We start from the raw sequence: 22,712 nt of genomic DNA, 5'->3' as shown, positions 1-22,712 counted from the left end.
CCGAGCAGCCCAGTGGGAGCGAGGCCGGCTCGACGCTATGGCACAGCCGGTGTTCCTCCAGCAATCACCGGCAAACCGGCCGCTTTCCACGCACGGAAACCACCGATGAGGTCCGTAGCGTTTCGCAACCCCAACTCGCGGGCATCGCGGGCGGCCAGACTCGAGGCGTAACCCTCGTTGCACAGGATCACCACTGCGGAATCCTCGGTGAGGCCGGGCAGGCGGTGATCACCCTGTGGGTCCAAACGCCATTCGAGCACGATCCGCTCGACCACCACCGAGCCGGGGATCTCGCCCTCGGCGGCGCGATTCGCGTGCGGCCTGATGTCCACCACCAAGGCTCCGGCCGTCCGCAACGCCTCGGCTTGTTCCGGATCGACACGGACCAGCAGCTCACGGGCTCGCGCGAGCATTTCCTCGGCGCTCATATGCCCGCGAAATCCGTCAGGGCGCGGTACTCGCGCATCGGCCGCAGAGGTGGGGAATACGCATGCACCGTCGCGGTCTGCTCCCCCGCTACGTTGCGGAGCAGGTGCGCCCTGTTGGGCCCGAACGCGACAGTGGCACCCGCCCGCCGCTCGGCGGTCCGCACCCGGTCGTTCGGGAACGCGAATTCCTCGTGCAGTTCGCCGCGCAATATCGTGAACGAACCGGATGCGCCGCCGTGGTCGTGTGGTTCGGTGCCCTGTCCCGAGGTCCAGGACAGCAGCCACAGTTCGACGCCCATGGTCAGCGCGAGCCGCGTCCACCAGCGCTGACGAGAGTCGAATCGCACGATGCCGAGCAGCGGTTCGGCCAGCTCGCGAGTCACCGCGCTGGTCAGCTCGCGCAGTTCGTCCGGTGTCCACAGTGGTCGTTCCGCGCGAACAAGGTCGTTGAGCAGTGGAAAATCAATATCGGGATGGATGTCCTTGGTGTGCTTGAGGTTCACCGGAAGGGACGTCGTCACAGGGCGCTCCTGGCATTGTGGTGCGGTGGAAGTATGCAGCGTCACCGGCAACACGCACAGGCCACGACGCGAAGCAGGTCGACGACCCGATTTCGCGTGAGAAGCAGCCTTGGCACGTCGGACACCTTACACACCCCTTCGGCGACCTCCCAGCACCGGCAACGGTGCGAGCTCGTCGGCGAGATCCATTCCCCATCTTGACAATTCAGCGACGCGCCTGGCGAGAACCCCTTCCGACCCGAGCCGGAAGGGGTTCGCACCCACGGGATACATGTCTACTTGGTCGCCGCCAGCGCGATCAGATCACTGACCTCACCCGGGTGGGAGACACTGACCGCATGCGAGGCAGAAACCTCGACGGTGTGAGCGGTAGCCCGCTCGGCCATAAACCGTTGCGCCTGCAGAGGGATGTTCTTGTCCTCGGTGGCGAGCAGGGCGAAGGTGGACATGGTTCGCCACGCGGCCGCGGTCGCCGGTTCCTGTAGCGCCGCCAGAGCAACGGGCCGCTGGGTCGCGGCCATCAACTCGGCGGTAGCGACGGGGACATCGGCGGCGAACTGTGCGGGGTATTCCTCCTGCCGGATATAGAGTTCGGTGCCCTGGCTCGCATCCGACAGCGGGTACCGGGCCGGACGGGTGGTCGGCGCCAGCGTGGAGCCGGGGAATTTGTCGGTCAATTGCAGCGCGCTCTCGCCCTCGGCGGGGATGAAAGCGGCTATATAGACGAGCGCTGTCACACTCGCTTTCCCGGCGGCGGCAACGGTGATGACGCTGCCGCCGTAGGAGTGGCCGACCAGGACACACGGCCCTTCGATGCCGTCGAGGACCGAGCCGATATAGGCAGCGTCGCTGTCGAGGCCGCGCAATGGGTTTGCCGCAGCAATGACGGAATACCCCTGTGCGCGTGGCTTTCCGACGACGCCGTTCCAACTGGAGGAGTCGGCGAATGCGCCGTGCACGAGCACGATGGTCGGGGTCGCGGACGCGGGTTCGGTAGTCACGAATGTCTTCCTTCGAGTCGGTCGTTGTGGGTCATCGCGCGGCTCACGCTGGATGCAAGGCGGCCCGCAGCACCGCAACAGCTTGGGCGACAGCGGCTTTGGCTGCGGAGGTGTCGTGCATCGAGTTGACCATGACGAAATCGTGGATGATGCCCCCGTAGCGGGCCTGGACCACCGGGACACCCGCGGCCCGCAGCTTGCCCGCGAATGCTTCGCCCTCGTCACGCAGCACGTCCGCCTCGGCGGTGATGACCAGTGCGGGTGGCAGGCCCGACAGTTGCTCGGTAGTCGCGCGCAATGGCGACGCGGTGATCTGCGCCCGGTCGGCCTCGCTGGTGGTGTACTGATCCCAGAACCACCGCATGCCCTCACGGGTGAGGAAGTACCCTTCCGCGAACTGCTGGTAGGAGCCGGTGTCGAAGGCGGCATCGGTGACGGGATAGAACAGCACCTGCTGTGCGAACGAGACGTCGCCACGCTCCTTGGCCATCAGCGTCAGCGCGATGGCCATATTGCCGCCGACCGAATCACCCGCGATCGCGATCCGGGACGGGTCGAGCGCCTTCTCGGCACCCTGGGCGGTGACCCACTGGGCGACCCGGTAGGACTGCTCGTTGGCCACCGGGTATCGCACCTCCGGCGAGCGGTCGTATTCGGGGAACACCACCGCCGCGTCTGCGCCGACGGCCAGATCCCGGACCAAGCGGTCGTGGGTGTGCGCGTCACCGAACACCCAACCGGCGCCATGGGTGTAGATCAGCACGGGCAGGGCCTCGGTGACACCCTGCGGCTTGACAATCCTGGCCCGCACCGAGCCGGTCGGGCCGCCCTCGATGGTGATCCACTCCTCGTCGATCTCCGGCTTGTCGATCGCCGAGTCCTGCACCGAATCCACAGCCTTGCGGCCTTCTTCCGGCGGCAACTGGTAGAGGAACGGAGGCTGAGATGTCGCGTCGACGAACTCTTGCGCTGCCTGCTCGAGCGCGATTCCCAAGGGGTTTCCCGTCATCGTCGTTCCTTCCGGTAGGAAATTAATGTGGTGTGGTACTGCCGTTTTCGAAAGATCACGCGAGTTCGGCGAGCGCGTCGGCGAGGACGGCAACCACCTCGTCGGGGTGGGTTTGCATGACAAGGTGCGGTGCGTCGATCTCGACGACCGATCGCAGCCCGGCTCGCTGGTATCCGAACCGTTCGACGTCTGGGTTGATGGTGCGGTCTGCGCTCGACACGATTCCCCAGCTCGGCTTGGTCTTCCATGCTGCCACCGACGCGGGTTCATCGAAGGCGATTGCCGACAACGGCCGCTGGGAGACTGCGAGCACCTTCGCCCGCGCGGTGTCGAGGCCCGCAGCGAATACGTCGCGGAAGGCTTCGATATCGACCGATACGTCGGTTCCCGGCTCGCCGTCGGCGGTCGGATAGGACGCGTAGACGAGGTTCGCGGCCAGCTCCGAGTCCGGGAAACCGCCTTGCAGCTGCCCCAAACTTTCGCCCTCTTCCAGGGCATAACCCGATACGAAGACGAGACCGACGACGTTGTCGGCCACCCCGGCGACGGTGATCACCGCGCCGCCGTAGGAGTGCCCTGCCAGGAGCACCGGACCATCGATCTGCTCGACGAAGGACCTGATGTAGGCGGCGTCCGCCGACAGGCTGCGGTTGGACACCGGCGGTGCGACTACCCGGTACCCCTTGGCCAGCAGCCGTGCGGTGACCGGATGCCAGCTGGAGGCATCGGCGAAAGCGCCGTGCACGAGAACAATGGTTGCCGCGAAGGACATGGCGTTCCTTTCTCGATCGCTCGGATCGATATGGATGGCGTCGGCCGCACTAGTTTTCACGCAGCCTTCCGCGCCTCGCCCCTCTCTACGGGCCGCAAAAACCTCGGATCAGGACACGGCTGCCACGACCGGCGATTCGAAAACGGCGCCCGAGCCGGTAGAACGGAAACGCTGCTGGTACTTGCGCGGCGAGATCCCGAGCCTGGCCACGAACGCGCGGCGCAACGCTTCACTATTGCCGTAGCCTGCGGCCATCGCGGCCTCGGTGACGGTATGCCCGGCGTGCAACATATCCCTCGCGACGCCGAATCGGATGAAAGCGACGTACTCGGCGGGCGATCGTTCGAGTTCAGCGCGGAACAGCCGCGTCAGGTGCCGGACGCTGACCCGGACATGGTCGGCCAAAGTCTGGACCGTATGGGGGAAGGCGGGGTCTGCGCAGATCAGATCGACGGCCTTGCGGACAACGGGGCTGCGCGGCACCGGTCCACTCAGCGAGGCGGAGAATTGCGATTGTCCACCGGCTCGCTGCATGTGCACCACCAGCAACTGGGCAACGCGGCGGGCGATGTCGGCGCCGTAGTCCTCCTCGACGAGCGCCAGCGCGAGGTCGACACCCGCCGCGACACCGGCCGAGCTGTACAGGTTGCCGTCACGCGCGAAGATCGCATCCGGTTCCACCACCACCGAGGGATACCGCCGCGCGAGGTCAGCGGCAAATTTCCAGTGAGTCGTCGCACGTCTGCCATCGAAAAGACCGAGGTCGGCCAGGACGAAAGCGCCACTGCAGATCGAGGCCAGCCGCCGCGTGTTGCAGGAAAGGTGCCGCGCCGCCGCAATCACCTCGGGCGTCACGAACTTCGTCGACGGTAGCTCGCTGCCGGGAATCACGATGGTGTCGAAACGACCGGCGGCGGCGGCCGCGCCACTCACTTCGATCCGCGCGCCGATCGAGGTCTGCACGCTTTCGCCATCGGCTGAGACCAGGACGAGCTCGTAACCAGACACCGCCTGGTTGGCCTCCACGAAAACCTCTGCCGGGCCGACGAAGTCGAGCATCTTGACACCATCGAAGACCAAAATGCCGATGCGCCGCCGAGGCGGCTCCGCAAAATTAGGGGCCATGTCAACCATTATTATGGAGGGGCGCCTCCAGAACAAGTCACGTGGGCCATCTCGCACTCCGATTGGTACGGTGAGCGCATGGGCAGGCCGCGGCAGTTCGATGAATCGAATCTGCTCGACGCCGCCACAGAGTTGTTCTGGACGCAAGGATTCGACGGAACATCGGTGGAGGATGTCTCGCGGGCGACCGGCGTCGGAAACGGCAGCATCTACGCCGCCTACGGCAACAAACGAGACCTGTTCCTCGCGGCGTTCGAACGCTACTGCGAGCGTCGCGCCCGATTCGTTCGCGAGGTCATCAGGTCCGCGCCCGGCTCGGCGCGCGCCGCGGTGCAGACGCTTTTTCAAGCGATCATCGAGGACTGCGCCTCACACCCGGATCGGCGCGGCTGCCTGATGATCAACAGCATCGCCCAGCTCGGCACCCGGATCCCGGAGGTCGCGACCATCAGCACCCGGACCACGACAGCCATGGAGCAGGGCGTCGCCGAGCGGCTGCACAACGCCGCCCGCCTCGGCCGGGGCACCATCGACGAGGCCGCGCTCTCGGCGTACAGCGCCAATATCGTGGTGGTGACACAGGGCCTGATCCAACTGAGCCGCTTAGGAACTCCACCGCGACGGTTGCGCGAAATCGCCGATGTGTCGAGCCGGTCGCTGCCGTCGGCGTGGGCCGATCACGTCGTCCACTGACTATTCAGCCCTGATCGAGCTGTCCCAGCTCCCGGATGACTCGGGAAAAGGCACGGACCTGCTCGGTTTCCCTATCGCTGCGCCAGACCGGCGCCCATCGCACCAAGACGGAATCGGTGATGGGTAGATAGGTGATGCCAGGGCGGTTGTAATAGCGGGCGATATGACTCATGCCGCTGGTGAGGATACCGCCGGTACTGGCGGTGGTCAGGATGTCTTCGAGCGTCGAGATCGGGGCGACACGGTGGATCGGTCTGCCCGAAGGGGTCTGGAAGGGACTGACGGCGTCCTCCCAGTAGTCGGGCAGCGGTGCGCTGGGTTCGAGCACGCCACGGTCGCCGAAAACCTCCAGCGACAGCCATTTCTCGCCCGCGAGTTCGTGATGGTCGGGCATCACCGCCACCATCGGCTCCACAGAGATGATCGGCCCGACGGTCAGGCCGGGTTCTTCGACGGGCAACCACGCGATGATGATGTCGGCTTCGTCGCGGTGCAGCGGTCCGAACTGATCGCTGAACTCGCTGCTGCGGATCTGTAGCTCCCAGGACGGGTGCCTGCTGCGGAAGATATCCCAGAACGGCTGGTAGTCATAGGGGTTGTAGCCGATCATGGCAACGCGGAGCACACCGGAGATGCCCCTGGCCGCCTGGCGGGCATGCTCGATCGCCTGAACGACGCCGTGATAGGCCGGCTGCAGTTCGGCAAGCAACTGGCGACCCAGCAGCGTGAGCTGGACGTTGCGGGGGTTGGACCGGTCGACCAGGCGGCCGCCGATCCGACGTTCCTGACTCTTGATCGACTGGCTGACGCGGGCCTGCGAGATGTGCAGCCGCCAAGCGGTTCTCCCGAAATGCAGCTCTTCGGCCAGCGTCAGAAAGATCTCTATATCTCGCAGTTCCACCGGGATGCTCCTGACAAGCCGTGCGCCATCACGAGCGAAGACTACGACGTTTTCGCTGATCGTGCGGCGGGTACCCCCAAGGTCCTCTTCGCCGCGCCGACCAATCCATGTCCACCACGGCGATCACCGCTCGCCCGCTGCATGAGCCCGCCCCCGTTCCGGAAAAAATTTCCCCGAATCACCCCCACCCAATACTTGAATGAGTAATACTTCGGAATGTGTCCACCAAATCGGATTTCGAGCGCATGCTGCGCGGAGCTGCTCTACGTGTGACGGCGCCGCGGCTTGCGGTGCTGACCGCGGTGCACAACCATCCGCACTCCGACACGGACTCGATCCTCGGACGAGTGCGCGAGACGCTCGGTGCGGTGTCCCATCAGGCCGTGTACGACGTGCTACGGGCGCTGACCGCGGCAGGTCTGCTGCGGCGCATCCAGCCGATGGGCACGGTGGCGCGCTACGAGACGCGCGTCGGCGACAACCACCATCACCTCGTGTGCCGGTCGTGCGGCGTCATCACCGACGTCGACTGTGCCGTCGGCGAGGCGCCCTGTCTGACCGCCTCGGATCACAACGGTTTCGTCCTCGACGAGGCCGAGGTCATCTATTGGGGCCTGTGCCCCGACTGCTCCGCGAAACAAACGTCACCAACGCCCCAGTAGTCACAGCCCGATTCACTCACTCCCGAAAGGAATTGCCGTGCCCCAGGAACACCCGCCCATCGGAGAGGCGCAAACCGAACCCACCGAGAGTGGTTGCCCCGTCATGTCAGGTCGCCTCAAGTACCCGACCGAGGGCGGCGGTAGCAACCGTGACTGGTGGCCCAACCAGCTCAACCTGAAAATCCTCCAGAAAAACCCTGCCGTGGCCAATCCCATGGGCGAGGACTTCGACTACGCGGCAGAATTCGCGACCCTCGATCTGGCCGCGGTCAAGCAGGACATCGAGGAGGTGATGACCACCTCGCAAGACTGGTGGCCCGCCGACTACGGCCACTACGGCCCGTTGTTCATCCGAATGGCCTGGCATGCCGCGGGCACCTACCGCATCAACGACGGTCGCGGTGGAGCGGGCGCAGGCATGCAGCGGTTCGCGCCGCTCAACAGCTGGCCCGACAACGCCAGCCTCGACAAGGCGCGCCGCCTGCTGTGGCCGGTCAAGCAGAAGTACGGCAAGAAGCTCTCCTGGGCCGACCTGATCGTCTACGCGGGCAATGTCGCGCTGGAGTCGATGGGCTTCGACACCTTCGGCTTCGGCGGCGGCCGCGTCGACCAGTGGGAGCCCGAGGAAGATGTCTACTGGGGTCCTGAGCAGACCTGGCTCGCCGACGAGCGGTACACCGGCACCAGGGACCTCGAGAACCCCCTCGCCGCAGTCCAGATGGGCCTGATCTACGTGAACCCGGAGGGTCCCAACGGCAACCCGGACCCCCTCCTCGCGGCCACCGACATCCGTGAGACGTTCCGTCGCATGGCGATGAACGATGTCGAGACGGCGGCGCTCATCGTCGGCGGCCACACCTTCGGCAAGACGCACGGCGCGGGCGACGCCGACCTCGTCGGCCCCGAGCCGGAGGCCGCTCCCCTCGAAGAACAGGGCCTCGGCTGGAAGAGCTCCTTCGGCACCGGTGTGGGCAAGGATGCGATCACCAGTGGCTTGGAGGGCACTTGGACGCCCACCCCGACCACGTGGGACAACAGCTTCCTCGAAACCCTCTACGGCTACGAGTGGGAGAAGACCAAGAGTCCCGCTGGTGCGTGGCAGTACATTCCCAAGGACGGCGCCGGTGCGGGCACCGTGGCCGACGCCCACGACCCGTCGAAGAGCCACACCCCGGTGATGCTGACCACGGACCTCTCGCTGCGGGTCGATCCCGTCTACGAGCAGATCACCCGGCGTTGGCTCGACCACCCCGAAGAGCTCGCGGACGAGTTCGCCAAGGCTTGGTACAAGCTGACCCACCGCGATATGGGACCGATCGTCCGCTACCTCGGGCCGCTGGTCCCGCAGGAGGCGCTGCTGTGGCAGGACCCGGTCCCCGCGGTGACCGACGACCTCATCGGGGCAGCCGATATCGCCGCTCTGAAGAGCCAGATCCTGTCGTCGGGTCTGTCTGTCTCGCAGCTTGTTTCGACCGCGTGGGCGGCGGCGTCGTCGTTCCGCGGCAGTGACAAGCGTGGCGGCGCGAACGGCGGACGTATCCGCCTGCAGCCACAGAGTGGGTGGGAGGTCAACAACCCCGACGAGCTCGCACAGGTGGTGCGAACCCTGGAGGGGATCCAGGAGTCCTTCAACGCGGCCCAGACCGGGAACACGCGGGTGTCGTTCGCCGATCTCGTCGTGCTCGCCGGGTCCGCGGCGGTCGAGCAGGCCGCCAGGAACGCCGGCCACGACCTCGACGTGCCGTTCACGCCGGGACGCACGGACGCCACGCAGGAGCAGACCGATGTGGAGTCCTTCTCCGCGCTGGAGCCGAATGCGGACGGCTTCCGCAACTACCTCGGCAAGGCCAGCAAGCTCCCGGCCGAGTACCTGCTGATCGACAAGGCGAACCTGCTGACCCTGAGCGGTCCGGAGATGACCGTTCTCGTCGGTGGCCTGCGCGTGCTCGGCGCGAACCACAAGCAGTCGCCGCTGGGCGTATTCACCGCGACCCCCGAGTCGTTGACCAACGACTTCTTCGTCAACCTGCTCGACATGGGCACGAAGTGGGAGCCGACGTCCCCCGACGACGGGACCTACGAGGGCAAGGATCGCAGCAGCGGCGAGGTGAAGTGGACCGGCAGCCGCGTCGACCTGGTCTTCGGGTCGAACTCGCAGCTGCGCGCTCTCGCAGAGGTCTACGCGACCGATGATGCGAAGCAGAAGTTCGTCGAGGACTTCATCGCCGCGTGGACCAAGGTGATGAACCTGGACCGGTTCGACCTCGCCTGATCACGGCGTGAGGAGCGGCCGACGGGCCGGTCGTCCATGCCTCGCACGGCACCCCGCGAGCAGACACCGCTCGCGGGGTGTCGTGGCTTATTATCCAGTGGCAGAGGCGGTTTCGTGGACCGCGCACCGCTGGTAGCCGTGGTCGACAACGCTCGGTGTCGCCCTGGCCGTTCGGGCGGGTTCGCCGACGGGATGCGCAGGCACAGTGGCGATCTCGTTCACGAGTCCTCGGTGACGATGTGGACGCCACTCGCGATCACGGCAGTCGCGGTCAGGCCGAAGATGGCATGGAATGTGTCGCTGAAGTGGCTGGGGGAAGCGAACCCGGCCTCGGTGGCGGCCCGGGTGAGATCCATCCCTTTGCCAACGGCCGTGGCGACGTACAGCATTCGTGCCCACACGCGGTATCGACGAAAACTGGTGCCCGCGTGTGCCGAGAAGAGATGGAGAAATCGGGAGGTCGACAGCCCCGCCGCGGTGGCGAGTTCGGCCGCAGTGGGGTTGCGGGCCGGTTGATCTCTGATCGTGAGCATGGCGGCGCGGATACGTGCATCGATGATCGGAGGTTCCGGTGCGCCGAGAACTTGTTCGAGCAGCACGACCGAATCCGGCTTCTGCGAATCACGCAGATAACCGCGGATCGACGACTCGGCTCGATGGTGGAAACAGAGGCCGGGTGACCGGTCGAGCATCGCGGCGCGGAGGTTGCGACCACGGGCCGCGCCGGGGTCGAGGTACAAGAACAGCATTCGACCATCACCGGAGAGGACCTGATGCCTGGTCCGCGCAGGGATCAACGCACTGTGGACGTGGCGTTCTCCGCATTCCGGCGCGCGCAGCGTGAACGGAGCATCCACCCCCATGGTGAAGCAATCCACGGCAGTGGTGTGTGCGTCGAGATGAAATGACGGTCCGAGGTACGCGGCGTGCCCGGGCCACAGCCAGATCGTCGGAGTCATACGCGTCATGATCGCACCGCGGGAACGCCTCATGCGATCGCGATCAACAATCCCGCACCGACCGCTTCGACGCAGAAATAGAACCAGATCGGATAGAACGGTGTCGCGGTGTCCAGTATCCGCGACAGCAGCCTGCCGCAGGCCATGCCGGCCAACGCAATTCCGACCGCGGTCACGATTCCGGCGTGACGGTCGGTGCCGCCTGTGGCCGCCCACCACAGCATGGCCGCCACCGCGATGCCGAATCCGCCGTACACGGCTCGGATTTCGGAACGGCTCGTCGGCGTCTCGACTCGGATGCCGAACGGCCGGCCCAGCGCAGCCGGAGCAATCAGCGCGAAACCGCCCATGGCACAGAACATCACACCGATGACAACGATGGCTGCGGTCCTCATCGCGACACCGCCACCCGGATCGATACGGGATCGGAAGCCTCGCGCGTCACGAATGCGAACCCGATGGCGAGCGCGATCAATCCCGCGACATCGAACCACGCGATCCGGTCGAGCGACGAGTTTCCTGAAGGCTGGGCCAACACCAGAATGATGAAACTCGTCGCATTCGCCGTCATCGCGGCGTTGCGCAGATGCGGCAGATAGACGGCAACGACCAATCCGACACCGACTATCCCGAACAGCAACCCCCGATGCCGCAGCAGCACCTCGACATCGCCGCTCACCGCATCGATGCCATACGCCGAGCGGTCCCAGTGCGGCGATATCGCGCCGAGCATCGGCACCACGTTGAGCAATCCGGCTGCTACGAGCAGCCCCGATCCGCACCGTCGCAATCTCATATCTCCTCCGATTTCCATCGCTGCGATCATGACGGGCGCACGGCACCTTCCGCTTCCAGAAACGTGTCGCGGCGGAAGGGGGTCCTTCTTTAGGAGGTTGTGGCCCGGAGTCGGTATCGCCGAGGCTGGATCGCAACCGATCCAGTGCCTCGAAGGAGACCGCTCCATTGCCCAGCCTCGACGTTCGGAATGCCGATACCGCAGCGGCTGGTTTGTCCGCGCTGCGCCGAGTAGCGCAAAACAGAGGTGGACTGGTACTCGCGGCCGGGCTGGCGGTGTTCGTCGGCGCCGTGGTCGGCCTGCTCGTCAGCGGTCACGACTCGATCGTCCCGTCCACGGATTCCGATGATCAGCTGCCGCTGGCGGGCGCGTTGTTGCCGGTGGCCGCGGGGCTGCTGCTGGTGCGACTCGTGCCGCCGCGCGCGACCGTGCTCGCGCCCGAGGTCGTCGGAGACCGGCGGGTGCTGGTCAGAGAGACCGCGGTGACCGTCTGGGTGGCGGCGCTGATCCCGATGGTGTTGTTCGCACTTGTCGTCGCGGGGACCTCGAGTGACATCGTCCAAACCCTCTGGGCGCTCGGCAAGCCGATATTCTTTGTGATCTTGCCCTGGCTCGCATTCCGAGCATTCCGCTCGGCGCGTGACACATCGGCGCCACACCGGGACCAGTACGTGTGGTGGCCGCGCCACGGGTGGCGCTGGCTCGCACCGATTCCCGCACTACTGGTCTTCGGCTACCTCAGTTCGGTCGGGCCGTTCGCCGGTCCGCTCCCGAGTGCGGCGGATTATCCGGATCCGGTGGTGCTGGTCATCGGCGCCACGGTGACCTTGTTGACCGCCAATATCTGCGAAGAAGTGTTCTACCGCGTCATGCTGCAGACCCGGCTGGAAGCGCTGCTCGGCCGCTGGCCGGCAATCGTGCTCGCCGCGTTGCTGTTTGCCTGGCTGCACCTCCCGACACACGGTCAGAGTTCGGCCGCATTGAGCGGACTGCCGCTCACGGTGGGCGCCATCGTGGCATTCCAAGGCACCTACGCGCTGTTCGCCGGGTACCTCTGGGCTCGATATCGCAATGTGTGGGCGTTGGTGACGGCGCACACCATCATCAACACCGTTCCGTTGCTCCTGATGTAGACCGATGGTCGGGCAAGGACCGATCTAGCGCATCCCGCCGATCCCGCCCGAACGGTCCGCGCCATCCGCCGCCGCGGGTGCGGTGTCGGCGGCCAGCAGCATGCGGATGGCGTCAGCCCAATGACGCAGCGTCGTTTCAACCGAGGTGTCGGAGGTGTGCAGCACCCTGGCGATCGCTGTGCCGCGCAGCATCGTGATGGTGAGGTCGCGGACGACCGGATACCGCGGGTGTGCGGTGATCAGCGGGCCGAACAGGTCATCGACAACGCGGAACAGATCGCGGCCCGCCGCGCGCTCGGCCGCGAGCAGCACCACCGCTAGGTCGGGGTCGGTGCGCGCGGCCGCCCACAACTCGAACTCCGCTTGCGCCGGCGGTCGGGTCATCGTCTCGTGCAGCGCCGTCAACGCGCGTTGCACCGGGTCGGCGGAATCCCCGAGCCGTGCGGCAGCGGCGCGCGCCGCCTGTTCGTTCAGCTCGACCAGATTGGCGATGAGTGCCTTTGACAGCTCCTGGATGGTTGGGAAGTGGTGCAGGAGCGCGCCGCGGCTGAGACCCGCCGCGTGCTGGACACCGACCGTGGTCAGGGCCGAGTAGCCACGCTCGACCAATAGCCGGGTTGCCACCTCGAGGATGCGGGCCCGGGTGGCTCGCTTCTGTGCGTCGCGTGTGGTCAATGCCGGCCCTCCGCTGTGTTCGGCCATCGAGGCCCGAGAATTTCACAGTCACTATTGACTGTCAATGTCGCAATCGGTCAAGCTCCATACGAACGCCCGGCTTCCTCACGCCGACCCGGACGCAGCGGCACCCGCCGCACTTCCGTCCCCAGCGAAGGGAAAAACCTTGACCGACAACAACACTCATTCCGGGCAGCGCCCGGCAGCGTGGTATGAGAACTGGACGGAGGTGCCCGATTCACCCTGGCAGAATCGGCCCGATCCCGGCGGCGACCGCGAATACCGGACGCTCACCTACGAGCGCGACGGGCGCATCGCACGAATCACCTTCAACCGCCCACAGAAGGGCAACACCATCACACCCGACACCCCGATCGATCTGGCGCACGCGGTCGAGCGCGCCGATCTGGATCCTCGGGTGCACGTGATCGTGGTGTCGGGGCGTGGCAAGGGTTTCTGCGGCGGCTACGACCTGGACATGTTCGCCGAACAAGGCTTCAGCGGTGCCGACGCCGCGGTCGACACCACGGGCACCGTTGCCGACCCGGTGGTGCAGGCGGTCAACCACAACCCCTGGGGCACCTGGGATCCGATGATCGACTACGCGATGATGAGCCGGTTCAATCGCGGCTTCGCCAGCCTCATGCACGCCAACAAACCCACCGTCGCCAAACTCCACGGCTTCGCCATCGCGGGCGGCACCGATATCGCGCTGTACGCCGACCAGATAATCTGCGCCGACGACACCAAGATCGGCTACCCACCCACCCGAGTCTGGGGCATCCCCGCCGCGGGCATGTGGGCACACCGGCTCGGCGACCAGCGCGCCAAACGACTGCTCTTCACCGGCGACTGTCTCAGCGGCAAACAGGCCGAGGAATGGGGTCTCGCGGTCGAATCGTGGCCCGCCGACGAGCTCGACGCACGCACCGAAGCCCTCGTCGAGCGGATCGCCCGCATGCCGGTGAATCAACTGATGATGGCCAAACTCGCCCTCAACTCGGCACTGCAGTCCCAGGGCGTCGCCAACTCCGCCATGATCAGCACCGTCTTCGACGGCATCTCCCGCCACACGCGCGAGGGATACGCCTTCCAACTGCGTTCGGCCACTGTCGGTTTCCGCGAGGCTGTCCGTGAACGCGACGAGCCCTACGGTGACCACAAGCGCGCCCAATTCGACCGCTGACCACCTGCGCGACGGACCGCGAACGACAGCGTTCACCGGCCCATGCCGTAACGCCGACCGGGAGTTGGATGCCACACCGATCCGTGCGCGCCCGGGTACCAAGGCCGTCGTGCGGATGAATAAAGGATCGAGAAACATCGAGACTATGCGGCCATGAGTGACCCGAAGTGTGACGCCGCCGCTGAGTGGGACTTTCCCGACCGCGGCCAAGGTTGTACGAGGCGTCGATATGAGGAGGTCATGTGGCATCGGAATACAACAGGAACCCCGCCGCGGTCACCGCGCTGTCGCCGGAGCAGTATCACGTCACGCAGGAGAACGGGACGGAGCGGGCGTTCACGGGCGAGTACTGGGACAATCACGAACCGGGTATCTATGTGGATGTGGTGTCCGGTGAGCCGTTGTTCGCCTCGGTCGACAAATACGACAGTGGCTCGGGGTGGCCGAGTTTCACCAAGCCGATCGACGCCGCGAATGTGGTCGAGAAGCGGGACTTCAGTCATCTGATGATCCGCACCGAGGCGCGTTCGGCGCACGGCGACAGCCATCTCGGGCATGTATTCACCGACGGGCCGCCCGCGGCGGGCGGCCTGCGGTACTGCATCAACTCGGCGGCGCTTCGGTTTATCCACCTCGACGACCTCGAGGCGGCAGGTTATGGGAAGTACCGAACTCTCTTCACGAAGGAGCAGGCGTGACCGACACGCAGAAGGCGATTCTGGCAGGCGGATGCTTCTGGGGCATGGAGGATTTGATCCGCAAGCAGCCAGGGGTGGTGTCGACGCGGGTCGGCTACACCGGTGGACGCAATGACCACCCCACCTATCGCAATCACCCGGGCCACGCGGAGGCGGTAGAGATCGTCTACGACCCGACGCGGACGGACTACCGGGCGCTGTTGGAGTTCTTCTTCCAGATCCACGATCCGTCGACGAAGGACCGTCAGGGCAACGACATCGGCACCAGCTACCGTTCGGCGATCTTCTATCTCGACGACGATCAGCACCGTGTGGCGCTGGACACCATCGCCGATGTCGACGCCTCGGGCCTGTGGCCGGGCAAGGTCGTGAGCGAGGTGACCCCGGCAAGCGAGTTCTGGGAGGCCGAGCCCGAGCACCAGGACTACCTACTGCGCTACCCCGACGGCTACACCTGCCACTTCCCACGACCGGGCTGGAAGCTGCCGAAGCGGCAGGCCACCACGCAGTAGGCAGGCACGCCGTGCCGCCCCAGACGAAGCCGCTGGGTCATCATTCGAACGCGGGGCGGCCGGATTCGTCTGCCGAACAGCGTCGCCGTGGTGGACGGTGACCTGTTCAGCGGAGATCTCGGTCGACCGGGTTGGTCGGCCCGAGAGCTCGCGCCGCTGTCCTGAGCTGCTCGGCTTCAGGGTTCCGGCCCAGGTCCTCCAAACGTTCTGCCTGGCGGGTCATGGCGTCGAGGAGAACGTTGGTCATGGAGGCCCTGGCTTCGGTGGCGCTGTCGCGGAGGGCGGCCAGGAGGCGCCGGTCCAGGGCGATCTGCTCGGTAGCGACGGCAACGGCGGCGTCGGTTCGGCCGGAAAGGTCGAGGAAGTAGGTTTCGAGGGTGAGCGAATCGGCGAACTGGCCGAGGTAGGGGCGACCGAGAACGGTTCCGGTGATGCGCCGGCGTAGCGCCGCGGATTCGGCACTGTGCGTCACAGCCTGTGCGAGTTCACCTGCGGCGCCGAGCTTTCTGGCCGTTTGCAGCTGGAATTCCGCGACATCGTCGAGTATTTGATGGTAGTCGAGGACGAACGGAGGCACCCGTACCCCGATCAGCTCCCTGGCGGTGGGGAGCGTGGCATACAGGGCGCGGGCGGCGTCGGATTCCGAGGTGCTCGGCTTGACCAGTTCGGTATGGATCGTGAACCGCAGCAAAGGCCCCTGCAACCACGCGCGACCGACCTCGGTCGCCACCGCTCTGGCCATGATCGCCGCCGCGATCAGACCTGTACCGACGGCCGCGGGCCACACCCAGGGCGATTCGTGCAGGACTTTCACCACCGCGACAATGGCCTCGAGCACACCGAGCACAATGAACAACCACCCGCTCGCCGCGATCACCCCGCGCCGTTTCGCACCGAGCGCGATCTCCACCAGGCCCTGGAATGTTCCGACCAATCCGATACCGGGTAGCAGCACGAGGATAAAGTATTCGTTTCCGGTCAGCAGGATCAGCGGAACGACGATCGCCAGGATGACGACCGTTCCGATCAGAACCGCGCTGAGTCTGGGAAGCTCGTCACCCACGCGACCACTCTCGCACGAGACCCGGTACCGGACAGGGGTTTTCGCGGGAGATCTACCGACGGCAGCAGCGGACTCGATGGTCCCGATCGGTTACGGCTGCGAGCGGTACCTGGCGTCGGTGGACACGGCCTCACGGTCCTCGACCGGCCACAATACGACCGGACCGAACCAAAAGCAGAGCAACAGAGCGAGTTCGACGTCGAGACGGTCCTCGGTAATCGGGCGGCCGCGGCGGTCGACGGCGCGCTGCACGCGGTACTTCACCGAATTGAAATGCAGGTTCAGTTCATCGGCGGCGGCCTTATAGCTGGCGCCGTGATGCAGGAAGACGCGCAGAGTGTCGCGCAATCGCGCATCGTTGTCGGAATGGGTGGCAAGCGGTCCGAGAATGTCACGCACCCAGGCCCGCGCCGCTGCCAGGTCGCCGCCGAGCAGGGCGGCGGCGGCGAGCCCCGGGTCGCCCGCGGCCGTGACGCGCGGTGCCCGCGGTCCGGCGGCAATGGCGACGTTGCGCGCGTTCCCTGCCTGGTGATGCGAGCGGCGGAAGCCATCGACACCAGGTAACGCCGTGCCGAGTGCGAGGCACGGCGCATCGTGACGGTCGGCGACGAATCGGCGGATCCGGCCGTCTACCGATGGCGCGTCCTCGGAGCCGAGCGGAATCCATCCCCACGCACTGACCCGATCGGCGGCGACGAACAGCGCCTTTCCTTGATTCGGCATCGATTCGGTGAGATCGCGCAGGAATTGTTCCAGCCGCACGAGCTCGCTACCTGCGTTCGTGTCATCCGCATACCAAAGAATGAGTGCGAGGTGAATTCGCCTGAGCGGGTAGCAGATTGCGGCGGTCACCGCATCCGGATCGACATCGCCGTTGTCGAGCAATTCACGAACGCGCACGGCACGCAAATTATTGCGGTTCTCCGACCATAGATCGCGCTCGACCTCGTAAACACCGACCACCTCCTGAGTTATCCAGTCTATGTAACGGAAGATGACCGTTGTCATCCGTTCATAGACATCCAGACTCAGCGCCGGTTCGAATTCAGCGGCTCGGATCTCGTCCAGAATCAGGTCGAGCAGTGCCTGTTGACCGAGCCGATATGCACGTACCAGTGCATTCGCGGGCACTTCGTGCTGAGCCAGTCGTCGCGCGTATTCTAGCGCGGCGGTCGGCGGTTCGACCCGCTCGATCGGGATGTCGTAGCGCAGCGCACGGAAGATCGTATCGATATTTCCTTCGATGCTGGCGCCCATTAATTCGACGAGTTGAGAATCACCCCGCAAATCCGATATCTCGGCGGCCAGGGTCTGCTGAATCGACCGGGTAACCTCACCGAGCCGGGACCGGAGTTGCCCCACGATCGCCGCGGCGTGCTCGCTGACGACTGCCTCGTCGAACCGTCGCCGGTCAGCCATACCTGAACATTAGATCGCCGCACGCACCGAGGGGCCGATTTCCTGGGAGTATGCCGCCGATATCGCCGCGGCCACGTACGGCGGCAGCACATCCACCGATCCGGAACTCATCGCCGAACTGCTTCGTCGCCGGCCGCACGCCCGCCTCCAACGCAACTACCTGTTCCCGCTACTCGCAGGCCAGGTACGCACCAGCCTGCCCGCATGGTGAGCGATCCAATAGCCCTCACTCATCATCGCAGGCACCGACGATCCGAGCTGCGGCGTTGACGAACGCGATCGGGTGCGAGGCGTTCGATTTCGCCACGCTCAGGGGTTGTCTTCTTCGCCAGGGCCGACCGGCACCATCTCCACGACCGGCACCACCGGCAGGTCCTGGGGAATCGGTCCCAACTCTCCGAATTGTGGCTCCGCGGGAAGATTGACCGGTATGTCTTCCAGCAGCCCTCCCCCGGGGATGTTCTCCCAACGCGCTCTGTACGTACCGGCGACAGTGCCGATCAGCGATTGGACCATAATCGAATAGATCCCTGCCGGCACCGCATCGAACCTTATCTCCACCGACGCACCCGAAACAAAAGATACTGCGGAGCCCTTCACCCATTCGGGTCCGCCATTCGGTATACGAAGTACCAGTCCGAGAACAAACCCGCCGTCGTTCTGGTCGACCTGCAGTCCGAGGACGACATCGACGGTCCTATCGAGGACGAACTCGGTCACCTTGCTCGGAAAAGGGGGACTATTTGTAAATGACCCGGCATCGAACTCTACTCCCATTGCGGTCACCGCCTTCAGTAAAGATAAATGGATGGATGCTCCTCGAGGCGCACAGCGTGTGCTCCGGCCACATCGAAACCTCCCGGTCCGAACGTGACAGGCTCCCGATACGGGTAGTAGCGTCGCACCGCCGCAGCGACTTTGTATCGAGTAGTGGTCTACTCGACTTGGCGACGCCGCCCGCCGCACCCTCCACCCGATGCGCCACCTCGGGAGAGCAACAGCCGGGCGCGCAGCACAAGTCCACGGCGACCGGAGCTTCGGATTCGGCCACCGTCTCGGGGCCGGTTCGACGGCTGTGATGATTGCGGAGTGCGTGCCATCAGCGCCCTGATGGTTCTAGATGATCTCGAAGTCGATGAATCCGGCTGCAGCGAGGTGGTTTCGGTACCCCGTGCACGACAGCGACCCCAGCGATCCGGCCGACGCGTTCGGCGCGCCGAGCGGGGTCAATTTGTCCTCGGCAACAACATCGGCGATACCGATGTGCCCGCCCGGGGTCAGCGCCCGGGCCATTTCGGCGAAAGCGGCAGGTTTATCGCCGACAGGTTGATCACACAGTTCGAGATCACGATGTCGATGGAAATCCTCGACCACCCCGCCCGCGGTGACGGTTCCAGCTGCCTGCCCACAGCGAGCCCGCACGGCTTCGCGGAGTTCGTCCCGCTGCTGGTCTGCCATGGCACCACGTCCCCGATCGGCCCGAATACAGGCCTGCGCAGGTAACCAACCTGGTTATATCGGTGAATGTCTATATAAGTTGCTGCACCAAATAGACGTCTGTCAATATAGATGAATGTCTAAACAGGATCTGTCGGTGATCGCCTCCACCGATTGCCACAGCACCCTCGCCCGCCCGCTGGACCACGAGGTGGCCGTGGAGTTGGCCAGCGCGTTCAAAGCACTGGCCGACCCGGTGCGACTGCGGTTGCTGTCGCTGATCGCCTCCCGCCTCGGCGAGGAGGTATGCGTCTGCGAGCTGACCCCGCAGTTCGAGCTATCGCAGCCCACTATCTCCCACCATCTCAAAGTGCTGCGCGAAGCCGGGTTGATCGACTGTCAGCGGCGCGGCACCTGGGTGTATTACTGGGCGATTCCCGCAGCGCTACAACGGCTTTCCGATATCCTGGTCACTACCGGTGCCGACCGGATCGAAGCTCCCGCATGACCGACCTCGCTTTCACACCCGCACCACTGAAGCGCCGACTGCTGGCGGAGTTCACCGGGACTGCTTCGCTGGTGACCGTGGTCGTCGGCTCGGGCATTGCGGCCAGTATGCATTCGCCCAACGATGTCGGATTGCAGCTGCTCGAGAACTCCACCGCCACCGTCCTCGGGCTCGCGGTGTTGATCCTGGTCTTCGGGCCCGTTTCCGGCGCCCACTTCAACCCGGCTGTCTCGGCCGCGGATTGGCTGCTGGGCCGTCGCCACGGCACCGGCCTGACCGGCGTCGATGTCGCCGCCTACACGATCGCGCAGATCGCGGGAAGCGTGGCGGGCGCGATGCTCGCGAACATCATGTTCGCTCGAGAACTGGTGCAGATTGCCACCAATCACCGCACCACCAACGGGCATCTGGTCGGCGAAGTAGTTGCCACCGCAGGGCTGATCGCTGTCATTTTCGCCCTCGCGCGCACCGGCCGTGCCACCTATTCCGCAGCTGCGGTCGGCGCCTACATCGGAGCCGCCTACTGGTTTACCAGCTCCACATCCTTCGCCAACCCCGCGGTTACCCTCGGGCGGATGTTCTCCGACACCTTCGCCGGGATCGCTCCCGCCTCGACCCTCGGATTCATCGCGGCGCAAGTCCTCGGCGCGCTGATCGGGCTCAATCTGATCGCCATCCTGTATCCGCACGCCACCACCGCCGACAATGTCGTCGTCCCGCACACCGTCACTGCTGACTGAAAAGGCGCTGTCCGACAATGTCATCCAAACCCAGCGTCTTGTTCGTATGCGTCCACAACGCCGGCCGCTCCCAAATGGCCGCCGGATTTCTCACCCACCTCGCGGGCACGGCGGTCGAAGTCCGATCTGCCGGAACCGCGCCCGCCGAAACCATCAACCCTGCGGCCGTCGACGCGATGGCCGAGATCGGTATCGACATCGCTGATCAGACTCCGAAAGTCCTCATCCCCGACACCGTCGAAACCTCCACAGTCGTCATCACCATGGGTTGCGGTGACACCTGCCCAGTCTTCCCCGGCGTCACCTACCGCGACTGGAAGCTCGACGACCCCGCAGGCAGGGACCTCGACGCCGTCCGGTCTATCCGCGACGAGATCGGACAAAGAATTCGCAACCTGCTCACCGAACTCGGCATCGACTGACAACACCGGACCATCGAGACCAGCGCCGCCGAGATCCCTGCTCCTAGACGTCCGCCGTGATCAGAACGGGCACCGGCTCTTCGGTTACCGGAGTCGTGTGGGCATCGATACCGCGGCGGAAGAAGTCGGGGTTGCGGCGGCGGGCCACCAGCATCAGCGCGGCGCCGAGTATCAGTATGCCGAAGCCCATGTAGAACACGAGTCCGATGCCGCCGATCGAGGCACCGCTACCGTTGTCCGGGTCCATGCTTTCGCGGACCGACACCAGGAACACCGCCAGCAGCATCGCGCCACCGAGCAGCGGGAAGAGGAATTTGAAGACGACGTTTCGGACACTGGTGAACAGTTCCTTGCGGAAGTACCACACGCAGGCGAAGGCCGTGATGCCGTAATACCAGCAGATCATGATCCCCAGTGCCGCAACGGTATCCAGCAGCGCTCGCTCGGAAAGCAGGCACACGACGGCGTAGAAGGCTCCGGTCACCACACCGGCGACGACGGTGCTGAAGGTCGGCACCAGGTAGCGCGGGCTCACCTTGCTGAACTTCTTCGGGAACGCGCCGTAGGCGCCCATGGCGAGCATCGTGCGGGCCGCGGGTAGGAAGGTTGTCTGCAGGCTCGCGGCCGAGGAGGCGAGGATCGCGAGCAGCAGCAGCGGACCCGCCCAGCCGAGTACCGGGTCGGCGAGCGCACCGAAGACATTGTCGGCATTCTCCTCGTTGCCGAGGCCGAGCCCGGTATTGCCGACACCGGCGTACATCATCACCGCGACCGCGACGAGCAAGTAGGTCAGCAGGATCGAGAGCACGCAGAGCAGTCCGGCCCGGCCGGGTACTCGCTTCGGGTCCTTGGATTCCTCGCCCAGGGTCAGGCAGGTGTCCCAGCCCCAGAAGGCGAAGATGGAGCCGGTCACTCCGATCATGAACGCGCTCAACGTGAGTCCGGTGAACGGGTCGAACCAATCGAGATCGAAACTCAGCTGCGTGGGTGACCCGTGGCGGACCACGTGTACCAGCGCGGTGACCGCGAAGGCCAGCAGAATGATCATCTGGAATCCGACGAGTACATACTGCACCCGCTCGCTGGTGGTGATGCCGCGACCGGCGATCAGGGTCGCGATCGCGACGAACACCAGCGTAGTGGCGATATTGATGCCCTTGTTGTCGGCCAACTCGGCAATGCCCGGACTGCCGAAGATCCGCCCGAGGAACAGATAGAAGAACTCCACCGCGATCGCGGCCAGGTTGGAGAGCACGATGACCGTCGCCATCACCATGCCCCAGCCGCACATCCAGCCGACATAGGGCCCGAAGGCCTTGGTGGACCAGGTGAACGAGGCCCCACAGTCGGGCATCCGCGCGTTCAGCTCGCGGTAGGCGTACGCAGTCAAGAACATCGGGACGAAGCCGACGAGGAGAATGGCCGGCATCTTCAATCCGACCGCCGCGACGATCAGACCGATGCTGGCGGTCAGTGTGTAGCCGGGCGCGACCGTCGAGATCCCGAGGACCGCACCGGAGAAGGTGCCGATAGTGCCTGCGGCAAGCCCCTTGTCGACCGGTCGCTCGCTGGTTCGCACGGCGGGCGGGAGCTCGCTGACGATGCTCATTCGTTTCCTCCTTCGGAAACCACGACCATTGGCACCTGGCGGACTCCGAGCAACGTCACGGCCGTAGCGGATAACGCTGCGAATTCGCCGTCGACGCAGTTCCGGAGCGCGGGACCGGTCATCGATTCACCGCCCGCTCAACGGGCGTTGTCTGAAATTTGCGTGGTCTTC

General features: G+C 65.2%; 26 protein-coding genes. 10 read left to right on the top strand and 16 right to left on the bottom strand.

From position 1 onward, the window contains the following. Positions 1–35 precede the first annotated feature (35 nt). From AB0M74_RS07500 to AB0M74_RS07475, 6 genes are all read right to left on the bottom strand, one after another. On the bottom strand, positions 36–428 hold the full coding sequence (locus AB0M74_RS07500) for a rhodanese-like domain-containing protein (RefSeq protein WP_364902849.1): 393 nt from the start codon (positions 426–428) through the stop codon (positions 36–38). Next, positions 425–949 (bottom strand): cysteine dioxygenase family protein, encoded by a 525-nt coding sequence (locus tag AB0M74_RS07495; protein WP_364902846.1) that lies wholly within the window; start codon positions 947–949, stop codon positions 425–427. The genes AB0M74_RS07500 and AB0M74_RS07495 overlap by 4 nt, the downstream gene beginning before the upstream one ends. Positions 950–1,224: 275 nt before the next feature. Beyond that, positions 1,225–1,950, bottom strand: a complete 726-nt coding sequence (locus AB0M74_RS07490; protein WP_364902843.1) for an alpha/beta hydrolase — start codon at positions 1,948–1,950, stop codon at positions 1,225–1,227. A gap of 43 nt (positions 1,951–1,993) precedes the next feature. Continuing rightward, positions 1,994–2,959, bottom strand: a complete 966-nt coding sequence (locus AB0M74_RS07485; RefSeq protein ID WP_364902840.1) for an alpha/beta hydrolase — start codon at positions 2,957–2,959, stop codon at positions 1,994–1,996. 55 nt (positions 2,960–3,014) lie between these two features. Beyond that, the gene (locus AB0M74_RS07480) at positions 3,015–3,791 is read right to left on the bottom strand and encodes an alpha/beta hydrolase (protein WP_364902837.1); all 777 of its coding nucleotides are present in this window, start codon (positions 3,789–3,791) and stop codon (positions 3,015–3,017) included. Between the two features lie 48 nt (positions 3,792–3,839). After that, entirely contained in the window at positions 3,840–4,856 is a 1,017-nt protein-coding gene (locus AB0M74_RS07475) for a GlxA family transcriptional regulator (protein WP_364903648.1), read from the bottom strand. A gap of 78 nt (positions 4,857–4,934) precedes the next feature. Between AB0M74_RS07475 and AB0M74_RS07470 the strand changes: the two genes are divergently transcribed. Then, entirely contained in the window at positions 4,935–5,549 is a 615-nt protein-coding gene (locus AB0M74_RS07470) for a TetR/AcrR family transcriptional regulator (protein WP_364902834.1), read from the top strand. A gap of 4 nt (positions 5,550–5,553) precedes the next feature. Here AB0M74_RS07470 and AB0M74_RS07465 read toward each other — a convergent pair whose 3' ends face one another. Continuing rightward, a complete protein-coding gene (locus AB0M74_RS07465) occupies positions 5,554–6,450 on the bottom strand; it encodes a LysR family transcriptional regulator (RefSeq protein ID WP_364902831.1) in 897 nt (298 codons plus the stop codon). 218 nt (positions 6,451–6,668) lie between these two features. Between AB0M74_RS07465 and AB0M74_RS07460 the strand changes: the two genes are divergently transcribed. Together AB0M74_RS07460 and katG are read left to right on the top strand one after the other, a co-directional pair. Continuing rightward, positions 6,669–7,112, top strand: coding sequence for a Fur family transcriptional regulator (locus tag AB0M74_RS07460; protein WP_328412400.1), 444 nt, complete (start codon positions 6,669–6,671; stop codon positions 7,110–7,112). Between the two features lie 37 nt (positions 7,113–7,149). Further along, positions 7,150–9,384, top strand: coding sequence for a catalase/peroxidase HPI (katG, locus tag AB0M74_RS07455; protein WP_364902827.1), 2,235 nt, complete (start codon positions 7,150–7,152; stop codon positions 9,382–9,384). Positions 9,385–9,602: 218 nt separating this feature from the next. Here katG and AB0M74_RS07450 read toward each other — a convergent pair whose 3' ends face one another. Genes AB0M74_RS07450 through AB0M74_RS07440 form a run of 3 tightly spaced genes read right to left on the bottom strand, consistent with a single transcriptional unit; the run spans position 9,603 to position 11,139 of the window. Next, on the bottom strand, positions 9,603–10,352 hold the full coding sequence (locus AB0M74_RS07450; protein WP_364902824.1) for an AraC family transcriptional regulator: 750 nt from the start codon (positions 10,350–10,352) through the stop codon (positions 9,603–9,605). Positions 10,353–10,372: 20 nt separating this feature from the next. Then, positions 10,373–10,738: a DUF4345 domain-containing protein gene (locus AB0M74_RS07445; protein ID WP_364902821.1), complete on the bottom strand. Its 366-nt coding sequence runs from the start codon at positions 10,736–10,738 to the stop codon at positions 10,373–10,375. Next, entirely contained in the window at positions 10,735–11,139 is a 405-nt protein-coding gene (locus AB0M74_RS07440; protein ID WP_364902819.1) for a hypothetical protein, read from the bottom strand. Before AB0M74_RS07440 ends, AB0M74_RS07445 begins: the two co-directional genes overlap by 4 nt. Before the next feature lie 167 nt (positions 11,140–11,306). Here AB0M74_RS07440 and AB0M74_RS07435 point away from each other — a divergent pair, with 167 nt between their 5' ends. Beyond that, positions 11,307–12,272 (top strand): type II CAAX endopeptidase family protein, encoded by a 966-nt coding sequence (locus AB0M74_RS07435; RefSeq protein ID WP_364902816.1) that lies wholly within the window; start codon positions 11,307–11,309, stop codon positions 12,270–12,272. A 24-nt stretch (positions 12,273–12,296) separates the two neighbouring features. Here the strand turns inward: AB0M74_RS07435 and AB0M74_RS07430 are convergent, their stop codons facing one another. After that, positions 12,297–12,947 (bottom strand): TetR/AcrR family transcriptional regulator, encoded by a 651-nt coding sequence (locus AB0M74_RS07430; RefSeq protein WP_364902813.1) that lies wholly within the window; start codon positions 12,945–12,947, stop codon positions 12,297–12,299. A gap of 166 nt (positions 12,948–13,113) precedes the next feature. Here AB0M74_RS07430 and AB0M74_RS07425 point away from each other — a divergent pair, with 166 nt between their 5' ends. From AB0M74_RS07425 to msrA, 3 genes are all read left to right on the top strand, one after another. Beyond that, on the top strand, positions 13,114–14,133 hold the full coding sequence (locus AB0M74_RS07425) for a crotonase/enoyl-CoA hydratase family protein (protein ID WP_364902810.1): 1,020 nt from the start codon (positions 13,114–13,116) through the stop codon (positions 14,131–14,133). Between the two features lie 242 nt (positions 14,134–14,375). Further along, positions 14,376–14,831 (top strand): peptide-methionine (R)-S-oxide reductase MsrB, encoded by a 456-nt coding sequence (msrB, locus tag AB0M74_RS07420; RefSeq protein ID WP_364902807.1) that lies wholly within the window; start codon positions 14,376–14,378, stop codon positions 14,829–14,831. Then, entirely contained in the window at positions 14,828–15,343 is a 516-nt protein-coding gene (gene msrA, locus AB0M74_RS07415) for a peptide-methionine (S)-S-oxide reductase MsrA (protein WP_364902804.1), read from the top strand. Before msrB ends, msrA begins: the two co-directional genes overlap by 4 nt. Before the next feature lie 106 nt (positions 15,344–15,449). Here the strand turns inward: msrA and AB0M74_RS07410 are convergent, their stop codons facing one another. The 4 genes from AB0M74_RS07410 to AB0M74_RS07395 form a co-directional block, all read right to left on the bottom strand. Beyond that, the gene (locus AB0M74_RS07410; RefSeq protein WP_364902802.1) at positions 15,450–16,406 is read right to left on the bottom strand and encodes a hypothetical protein; all 957 of its coding nucleotides are present in this window, start codon (positions 16,404–16,406) and stop codon (positions 15,450–15,452) included. Between the two features lie 90 nt (positions 16,407–16,496). Further along, a complete protein-coding gene (locus AB0M74_RS07405; RefSeq protein WP_364902799.1) occupies positions 16,497–17,825 on the bottom strand; it encodes a helix-turn-helix domain-containing protein in 1,329 nt (442 codons plus the stop codon). Between the two features lie 309 nt (positions 17,826–18,134). Then, a complete protein-coding gene (locus AB0M74_RS07400) occupies positions 18,135–18,611 on the bottom strand; it encodes a hypothetical protein (RefSeq protein WP_364902797.1) in 477 nt (158 codons plus the stop codon). 330 nt (positions 18,612–18,941) lie between these two features. Further along, complete coding sequence (locus AB0M74_RS07395; protein WP_364902795.1) at positions 18,942–19,283, bottom strand: hypothetical protein; 342 nt, start codon at positions 19,281–19,283, stop codon at positions 18,942–18,944. Between the two features lie 115 nt (positions 19,284–19,398). Between AB0M74_RS07395 and AB0M74_RS07390 the strand changes: the two genes are divergently transcribed. Genes AB0M74_RS07390 through AB0M74_RS07380 form a run of 3 tightly spaced genes read left to right on the top strand, consistent with a single transcriptional unit; the run spans position 19,399 to position 20,932 of the window. Next, positions 19,399–19,770 carry a metalloregulator ArsR/SmtB family transcription factor gene (locus AB0M74_RS07390; RefSeq protein WP_364902793.1) on the top strand — a complete coding sequence of 124 codons (372 nt, stop codon included), beginning with the start codon at positions 19,399–19,401 and terminating at the stop codon, positions 19,768–19,770. Further along, a complete protein-coding gene (locus tag AB0M74_RS07385) occupies positions 19,767–20,510 on the top strand; it encodes an MIP/aquaporin family protein (protein ID WP_364902792.1) in 744 nt (247 codons plus the stop codon). The genes AB0M74_RS07390 and AB0M74_RS07385 overlap by 4 nt, the downstream gene beginning before the upstream one ends. Before the next feature lie 17 nt (positions 20,511–20,527). Beyond that, positions 20,528–20,932, top strand: a complete 405-nt coding sequence (locus tag AB0M74_RS07380; protein WP_364902789.1) for an arsenate reductase ArsC — start codon at positions 20,528–20,530, stop codon at positions 20,930–20,932. Positions 20,933–20,975: 43 nt separating this feature from the next. Here AB0M74_RS07380 and AB0M74_RS07375 read toward each other — a convergent pair whose 3' ends face one another. Further along, entirely contained in the window at positions 20,976–22,541 is a 1,566-nt protein-coding gene (locus tag AB0M74_RS07375; protein ID WP_364902787.1) for an APC family permease, read from the bottom strand. Between the last annotated feature and the right edge of the window lie 171 nt (positions 22,542–22,712).

Origin of the sequence: Nocardia sp. NPDC051463 (assembly GCF_040681975.1) — a bacterium.
GTDB lineage: Bacteria > Actinomycetota > Actinomycetes > Mycobacteriales > Mycobacteriaceae > Nocardia.
The sequence above is the reverse complement of the archived record's forward strand: the minus strand, read 5'-3'. Positions and strand labels throughout refer to the sequence as shown.

Bases quoted from the DNA above. Each gene is read 5' to 3' on its own strand.
- AB0M74_RS07500 (WP_364902849.1), bottom strand. From the start codon at position 428: ATGAGCGCCGAGGAAATGCTCGCGCGAGCCCGTGAGCTGCTGGTCCGT.
- AB0M74_RS07485 (WP_364902840.1), bottom strand. From the start codon at position 2,959: ATGACGGGAAACCCCTTGGGAATCGCGCTCGAGCAGGCAGCGCAAGAG.
- AB0M74_RS07475 (WP_364903648.1), bottom strand. From the start codon at position 4,856: ATGGCCCCTAATTTTGCGGAGCCGCCTCGGCGGCGCATCGGCATTTTG.
- AB0M74_RS07470 (WP_364902834.1), top strand. From the start codon at position 4,935: ATGGGCAGGCCGCGGCAGTTCGATGAATCGAATCTGCTCGACGCCGCC.
- AB0M74_RS07450 (WP_364902824.1), bottom strand. From the start codon at position 10,352: ATGACGCGTATGACTCCGACGATCTGGCTGTGGCCCGGGCACGCCGCG.
- AB0M74_RS07445 (WP_364902821.1), bottom strand. From the start codon at position 10,738: ATGAGGACCGCAGCCATCGTTGTCATCGGTGTGATGTTCTGTGCCATG.
- AB0M74_RS07440 (WP_364902819.1), bottom strand. From the start codon at position 11,139: ATGAGATTGCGACGGTGCGGATCGGGGCTGCTCGTAGCAGCCGGATTG.
- AB0M74_RS07405 (WP_364902799.1), bottom strand. From the start codon at position 17,825: ATGGCTGACCGGCGACGGTTCGACGAGGCAGTCGTCAGCGAGCACGCC.
- AB0M74_RS07395 (WP_364902795.1), bottom strand. From the start codon at position 19,283: ATGGCAGACCAGCAGCGGGACGAACTCCGCGAAGCCGTGCGGGCTCGC.
- AB0M74_RS07390 (WP_364902793.1), top strand. From the start codon at position 19,399: ATGTCTAAACAGGATCTGTCGGTGATCGCCTCCACCGATTGCCACAGC.
- AB0M74_RS07385 (WP_364902792.1), top strand. From the start codon at position 19,767: ATGACCGACCTCGCTTTCACACCCGCACCACTGAAGCGCCGACTGCTG.
- AB0M74_RS07380 (WP_364902789.1), top strand. From the start codon at position 20,528: ATGTCATCCAAACCCAGCGTCTTGTTCGTATGCGTCCACAACGCCGGC.
- AB0M74_RS07375 (WP_364902787.1), bottom strand. From the start codon at position 22,541: ATGAGCATCGTCAGCGAGCTCCCGCCCGCCGTGCGAACCAGCGAGCGA.